Origin of the sequence: Rubidibacter lacunae KORDI 51-2, from assembly GCF_000473895.1 — a bacterium.
Lineage (GTDB): Bacteria > Cyanobacteriota > Cyanobacteriia > Cyanobacteriales > Rubidibacteraceae > Rubidibacter > Rubidibacter lacunae.
Genome location: NZ_ASSJ01000098.1, coordinates 1 through 6,836 on the forward strand (window position 1 = coordinate 1; position 6,836 = coordinate 6,836).

5 protein-coding genes are annotated in these 6,836 nt (G+C 54.0%); 1 reads left to right on the top strand and 4 read right to left on the bottom strand.

Going from position 1 to position 6,836, the window contains the following annotated elements; all coding sequences use genetic code 11:
* The 3 genes from KR51_RS17045 to KR51_RS17060 all read right to left on the bottom strand — a co-directional run.
* Positions 1 to 593: ion channel (locus KR51_RS17045; protein WP_022609415.1), on the bottom strand; the 593-nt coding region annotated here is incomplete at its 3' end.
* A gap of 213 nt (positions 594 to 806) precedes the next feature.
* Positions 807 to 1,814, bottom strand: a complete 1,008-nt coding sequence (locus tag KR51_RS17050) for a phosphoribulokinase (protein WP_022609417.1) — start codon at positions 1,812 to 1,814, stop codon at positions 807 to 809.
* Positions 1,815 to 2,829: 1,015 nt separating this feature from the next.
* Positions 2,830 to 3,786: an RluA family pseudouridine synthase gene (locus KR51_RS17060; RefSeq protein ID WP_022609419.1), complete on the bottom strand. Its 957-nt coding sequence runs from the start codon at positions 3,784 to 3,786 to the stop codon at positions 2,830 to 2,832.
* Between the two features lie 1,143 nt (positions 3,787 to 4,929).
* Here KR51_RS17060 and KR51_RS17065 point away from each other — a divergent pair.
* Complete coding sequence (locus KR51_RS17065; RefSeq protein ID WP_156915184.1) at positions 4,930 to 5,706, top strand: THxN family PEP-CTERM protein; 777 nt, start codon at positions 4,930 to 4,932, stop codon at positions 5,704 to 5,706.
* A 574-nt stretch (positions 5,707 to 6,280) separates the two neighbouring features.
* On the opposite strand, the gene KR51_RS17070 is transcribed toward KR51_RS17065, so the two are convergent.
* Positions 6,281 to 6,836 (bottom strand): IS256 family transposase (locus tag KR51_RS17070; RefSeq protein WP_022609421.1); only part of this gene is annotated, 556 nt, incomplete at its 5' end.

Genomic DNA, 6,836 nt, shown 5'->3' on the forward strand with positions numbered 1-6,836 from the left:
CGCGGGGCTTCCCGTCTAAAAGCTAAATAGAGCCGAATCTCCGCTTCGAGGATCTGGTTACCGCGTTGGTTGGCAGTCCGAAACATCAAGGTCGACACGCCATCGTATGGTGCGACCACTGCTGTCGAACTGAACAACACCCGCGCCGTCGGCTGGGCAAACCTCGCGAAGGCCAGGCCCGTTACGATCGCCAACCCAACCAATCCCGTCAGCGCTTCCAGCGCCACCAGCACGTTCGCGTAGAGGGTCTGTGGATACATGGACCCGTAGCCGATGGTGGCAAGGGTCTGAACGCTGAAGAAAAATGCATCGCCGAAGTGTCCCGGGCGCGCATTAGCAATCCCCTCGCCAGCCATGTAGGCCAGCGCGAAGAGACCGTTGACAAGCCCAAAGAGCAAAGTCAGCAGCACGATAAAGCCCGCCCATGGAACCGTGAGCATCAAGTGGTACGGATCGCGCCAATAGCTATACCACTGCCCGACGTCTATGCGCTGGAACCGCCCGTCATCCAGACGCTGGATCCTCACCGGCGATCGCACCTGTCGCGACGGCTTTTTACCGCCCCGACCCGACCGTTGGGAGTTAGCTTTCATTGCGAGCTCGACTTCACTTTCTTTGTCCGATAGTCGCTAGCTACCGCTCCCTCAAACCAACGTTGACCGACTGAGCCCACAGCTCATCCACACATCCTATGCTCGGTGTGGCGATCGACGCGCGTTGTGGGCGATCGGTACGTGACACAACGAAGCCGCAGAGCAACTGCCCTGCGGCCCGTCAATGCAGCGGTTCGGCGTCGGTGTCAGGAATTAAACCTGAACCGGCGTTTTTGCCGTTTCCGCAACCAGCTTCTCGTAAGTTTCGCGCATCTTCAGACCCACCAGCACTTGGAACAGACCCGTGCCGTCATTGGAGCCGGGGAAGTTCGGGTGCTTGAGCAACAACTCAGTCATTTCGCCGTAGAACTTCGTTGACGTGTTGCTCAGGTGCGTCTCGATGTAGATCATTTCTTCGAGATTGTCGAAAAGACCGTCTACTTCTAAGACCGACACTTCATGACCGTAGTAAGCATCCGGTCCGTAGAACATCTTGATGCCCGGATAAGCACAGGTCAGTTTACGACCGCAGGGACGCCAATCGATCGTCGACCCTTCATCAAACAAGTACACCGGGCTGAAATCCCGAACGCCTTCTTTCTGAATCAAGCGTACTCGCAGGTACTTGCTTTCTTTGTCATCGATGAGAGTCGTCGGCAACACTTGAATGACCACATCGGCAAACTCGCGTTGCGGTTCGATGTAGGCAGAGAAGTCGGGCTTGCGCGCTCGAATCGAAGCCAGCACGTCTTCATAGGTATGACCGCGCTCGGCCATATCGCGCTTGATTTTCCAGTTGACCTTAACTTCTTCGCTGATATCGAGGTAAACGCCAAAGTCAACGAGCTCGCGCACGCGCTCGTCGTACAGGGGGTGAAGACCTTCAATCACGATGACCTTATTCGGCTCGATTCGCTCGGGTGGATCGAGCTCGCCAGTTTCGTGGTTGTAAATCGGCTTATCGATCGCCTTGCCGGCCTTGAGTGCCGCTACTTGCTCGGCCATCAAATCGAAGTTATTGGCCTTCAGGTTAAGCGCCGTTACACCTGCAGCCTTGCGCCCTTTGCGATCCAGACTGTGATAATCGTCGAGGCAGATGACGGTCATAAACTGCTCGCCGAACAAGTCGATTAGACGGCGCAGGAACGTCGATTTGCCGCAACCCGAGTCGCCAGCAACTCCAATTACGACAACGCGGTCCAAATCTGGCTGTGTGGTCATAGTTTCCCCTTACTGCGATCCTTGAAGATGCAAAGAATTTATGTGGTGATGTAACTGCGGTGGTGACTTACCTGCGGTAACAGCAAGCGCCCTCGCTGCCACTTTGAGTGCCCGCACGCAACTGCAAGCCGACAAGTCTCTGCGTTTTAAGCGCCTGCGGAGACCCCAGCAGGACGGGCGGGCAAGTATTTAATCCTAAGTGCAGATGCTGAAACCGCATCTTACCAGAAGGGTGAATTCCCTCACAAGATGCGGCAGGATCGCGGAGCCCCCACCCAGTAATCACTCTAACTCCTTAGCGCCCTCCATCCAACTGCGTTCGCTAGGGCAAAAGCATACAGATTTCTATTCCACTTTCTATGCCACGACCGAATTAGGGTTTCAGCGATCTGGAGTGCTTGAGCTTAGCTTTGCCTTCTCAACAAGTCCAGACCGAGCCTAACTAATTGCGAAAATCGAGCTAGGATTCCTTCTATTGGTTTACTCAACTGCGATCGCGAGGATTTGCTGCCGGAGACGTGTTTGCCAGGACTTCAGAAAAAACATAGCGATTGATGGTTGTTTGGGTTACACGATAATGTAGTTCGATCTCAAACCTTGCTTAATAAAAAGGAGCATCGAGCTGTAGACACCGCTGCGCATAGACTTGCTGCTGGCTGCAGGACAATCCTGCCGTGCCATTGCGGCTAAGCCTTACTTCGCGTTGCCATAGCCAATCCACCTTTTGCCCGGTGCGATAGGCCATCCCCTTTAATCGCACCCACTTCAGCAGGGCGAATACAAAGGGGTTGCGGTAAATGCAATTAATGCGGCACTGACAGCGCTCGATTCCCGGGGACAGCCTCCCCTTCCAAGTCACCAAACCTGTCTGCATAAGTCATGCTTGGTTGAAGTTCGGGTATTCCGAGCTCGCCGAACCGGGACTGCCTGCGCCACTTGCCCCAGCAGTTGACGCAACTAAGGCGGTCTTTACATCACGTCGATCGTGACGAGTGATAGCGGGGAATACCGAAGATTAACGCGATCGCGCGCGCATGACCTTTAAAAGTGTTTCAAAATCTGAGGGGAGCGGTGCTTCCACGACAATCGGCATGCGGGTAATCGGGTGCAAGAACGTTAACCGCCAGGCGTGGAGGGCTTGCCCGGTAAGGTTAACCCCAACGGATCTCTTCGGACCGTAAACGAGATCGCCGACGAGCGGGTGACCGACCCGGGCGCAGTGAACTCGAATTTGATGGGTGCGACCGGTTTGAAGTTGGAAGTGCAGCAACGTAAAGTTACCAAGCCGTTCCCGCGTTTCCCAATGTGTCACCGCCGATCGCCCGCCTTTTTCGAGCGGTACGACAGCCATCTTAAAGCGATCGTGCGGACAGCGACCGATGGGGAAATCAAAGGTACCACTGGTATCTTGAAGCGCGCCATAAACGATGCCGAGATACTCTCGCCGCGCGGTGCGGGTGCGGATTTGATCTTGGAGATCTTGATAGGCCCGATCGCTTTTCGCCACGACGATCGCGCCTGTCGTGTCTTTATCGAGGCGGTGAACGATGCCGGGACGCCGAACGCCGCCAATCCCGGCAAGATCTGGGCAGCGGGCAAGCAGTGCATTGACGAGGGTTCCAGACGGATGGCCGGGCGCAGGATGCACGACCAAACCGGCCGGCTTGTCGATCGCGATCGCGTGTTCGTCTTCGTAAAGGACGTGCAAGGGAATTGCTTCCGGTAGTAATTCCAGTGACACGGCCGGCGGCAGAGTTACGTTGAGGCGATCGCCCGGTTTGACGGCGGTCTTCTTGTCGGTACACACCTCGTCGTTAAGCCGAACGTGCCCTTGTTCCACGAGCTTCTGCAGCCGCGAGCGCGATAGGTCGGGCAACTTTAGGGCCAAGCAGCGATCGAGGCGATCGCGTGCGTCGGCACGGACGTCAAACGTATTGCAATCAAGCCCGTCACTGGCAGGACAGTTGGACATGGGAACTCCGGACAGCGGTCGCGTTCGTGCGGTTCTAATGTCAGGATAAGCGGTTGCCATCGCCAACCCAGCTGACGGTCGCAACGCGAAGAGCGAGCGTTTCTGATGGAGCGACTGCCTGTCGTAACTAACCAGCGAGCACGCTTCAGGTTTTTGCCGGCCGCCGCTCGTGTTCCCTATCTGCCATTTACCCGAACCCCCCGCATTCCATTTCGACAACGATGACCACCTAAGGGCCCCTCGATAATTCTCCAAGACCAAAGATCGGCAAGGTAGCACGGGCATTTCAGCTGCCGGTAGGCCTGAATCAGACATTTTTTTGAAGTGCCCTCAAGCAAGTCAGCCCTAGAAACATTGTTAGACTGCAACGTTGCAAATTCTTATATGTACGTCGCAGAGAAAAGCAAAGAACTTGTTTAGAATGGCAACTTCAAGCGATAGAGTGAAAGCCGCTGTAACTTCATCCGCTCGGTTGGAATTGTTTTTCTGAGAGTTCTGAAGTCTGATGCTCCTGCTGGGATAAGAGTATGGCCCCCTGCACCTCTGCCACCATTACCGTGCAGGATTACCAATTTGGTTTTGGCGGAGCTTTTCACGCCGCAGAAAACTCCCCAGTTCGCAGTGTTGGCAGACGCTTGCTTCTCGAGCGCTCAACAGCTCTTACTCGATCTGAAGGCATGACGCTTCCACTGTTTGAGAGCTGTTTCGGGCTTGAATTGGTTATTGGGGATGGGCTAGACAGTTGTCAGCGCGTTAGCCCGCTAAAGGAACTCGCCATGGCTGAGCTGCATGAGTCGAGTTTTACGTAGTGATTTTCGCAGCCGTCGTTAGGGTGGTTAACCAACTCCATTCATCCGCTTCATTAACGAACCGTGGCCTCCTCTGGACTAGCACCCGCTCCACGATGAGGTAAAAACTTACCCCTTAAGCAATCTGCGGCAGTGCTCGAAACTGCGAAACCCATCTGGAGGCTCCCAAGTCAGACCGGGAACTGCCAATTTTCAAAGGGCGACAAGGATGTCAATAAGACTTCTTGATTGTTTGCACGATTGTTATATGGGAAAATTTGGGTAGGATGTATGCTATAAGAGCTTCGGTACGGAACATAATTTCGTAGAACGCGCGCAATGCTCGGGGGTAATCGTGAAATACACCAGTGTCTTCGGTATCGTTACGTCTCTCTCTGTGATCGGTGCCTCGGCAGCATTGACTGCTGCACCCACACATGCAGCCACTTTTCGGATAGGTGATTCCGATGGGGATTGGACGGACATTCTGCTAAGCAACGGGGGCGGATTAAACGATCCGACTGTTGTCACCGGTACTGCCAGCGGCAACGAGCGCTACATTGGCTGGGGGAATCCCGCAGATACTTACAAAAGCTATTACAGCTACACGGGTATTGGTACGGTTGACATCGAAGAGGACCAGATCTTCAAGTTCGGGACTTTCCGGCATTACAACAATCCAATTTTCAACCCGACAGCTGTTGAGGTAACGCTAGACATTACGTTGAACTTCGATATACCTAACGTGACAGAGACGTTCCAGTTCACCTTCGACCACTTCGAGACGCCAAATAACCTAAATCCTTGCCCTGCTGGCGATACACAACCCTGCGCTGATATCGTGAGCGTTCCGACGATCAATACAACAAATACGTTTGTGTACGACGGGCACGAGTACTCGTTGCAGTTTGTGGGTTTCAGTCCGGACGATTCTCCAACAGTTAATGACCCGAATGATATAGAACTGAGCGACTTGTTTATTTCAGATGAGTACAGGATCAATACTGCATTTCTCTACGGCAAGATAACGAAAGGCGACCCGGTTGCAGTACCCGAGCCGACTTCGATGCTTGGGGTCATGATTGCAGCAGGAGGAGGTTTTTGGCTTAAGCGCAAGCGCGATTGTCAGTAAAAGTTAGCTCCCGATTCCTAAATCTTCGAATAACGAATCCTTACTATTGCTGCGAACTGTCATAGTTCGGTAATTCGTTGCTGATTAGGGGGTTGGGAATCGATAGCCTAGATCTACCCTCTGTTTCCGAGCGTCTACCGGTCAGTTAGTGGTATTCTGGTTTGCTTGTTTTTTCGTAAAGACATAAATATCGGCACTATAAGGTTGGGATAGTCGTACCTCGCCACCGCTGATACGATCTTCATCGATCTCCAGGTGGGTAAAGTTCGAGCTAGCGATCGCTGCATCGGGCAGTTTTTATATGGGCGTGGATAATGTCAATGTTTAGGTTGCGCTGATGGTGAAGTCGCCGCTTTAGCCACTCGGATTGTCGAGATGCCGTTAAGAGAGGTCGAAGGCATTGGTTCCTGCAGCGAAGCTGAAAAGCCCCCCTGTCAGGCTGATGCTCCGAACCACCGCGATCGCCAGTTTGTCAAACTCAGGACTTAAGCAGACAGTTCTGTTCGCATAGCATGAGGGCAATCTTCAGAGCCCACTTGGGGGGTGTCAAGTTTTTTGTGTAAGCAAGTAGACCTCAGTCGGTGAAGCACTCGGGATGCTGGATGGCAAATCGCGCTAGCGCCGCCTTCCAGTTCGCCAGTGGCATCGTCCGTTTCTCGGAAATCTTCTCCAGCGCTAGGTAGAGCAACTTGAAGACCGCTGCCTCTGACGGAAATGACCCCTTGGTCTTCAATACCTTCCGCAACGAGTCGTTCGGCGATTCAATCGCGTTGGTCGTGTAAATCACTCGCCGGATTTCCGGCGGGTAATCGAAGAACGGGATGACTTGCTCCCAATGCCGCAACCACATCGCGCTGATGGTTGGGTAGGTGGCGTCCCACTTCTCGGCGAACTCCGCTAGCGCATCCTCGGCGGCCGCTACCGTCGCCGCGCGGTAAATCGCTTTCAGGTCCGCTGCTACGATCTTGCGCTGCTTCCAGCCAACATACTTCAGCGAGTTGCGCACCAGGTGCACCAGACACAGTTGCACCCTGGTCTCGGGAAAGGTCGCGGCAATCGCCTCGGGAAACCCGCTCAGCCCATCGACGCAGGTGATGAAGATGCGCTCCACTCCCCGGTTCTTCAGGTTC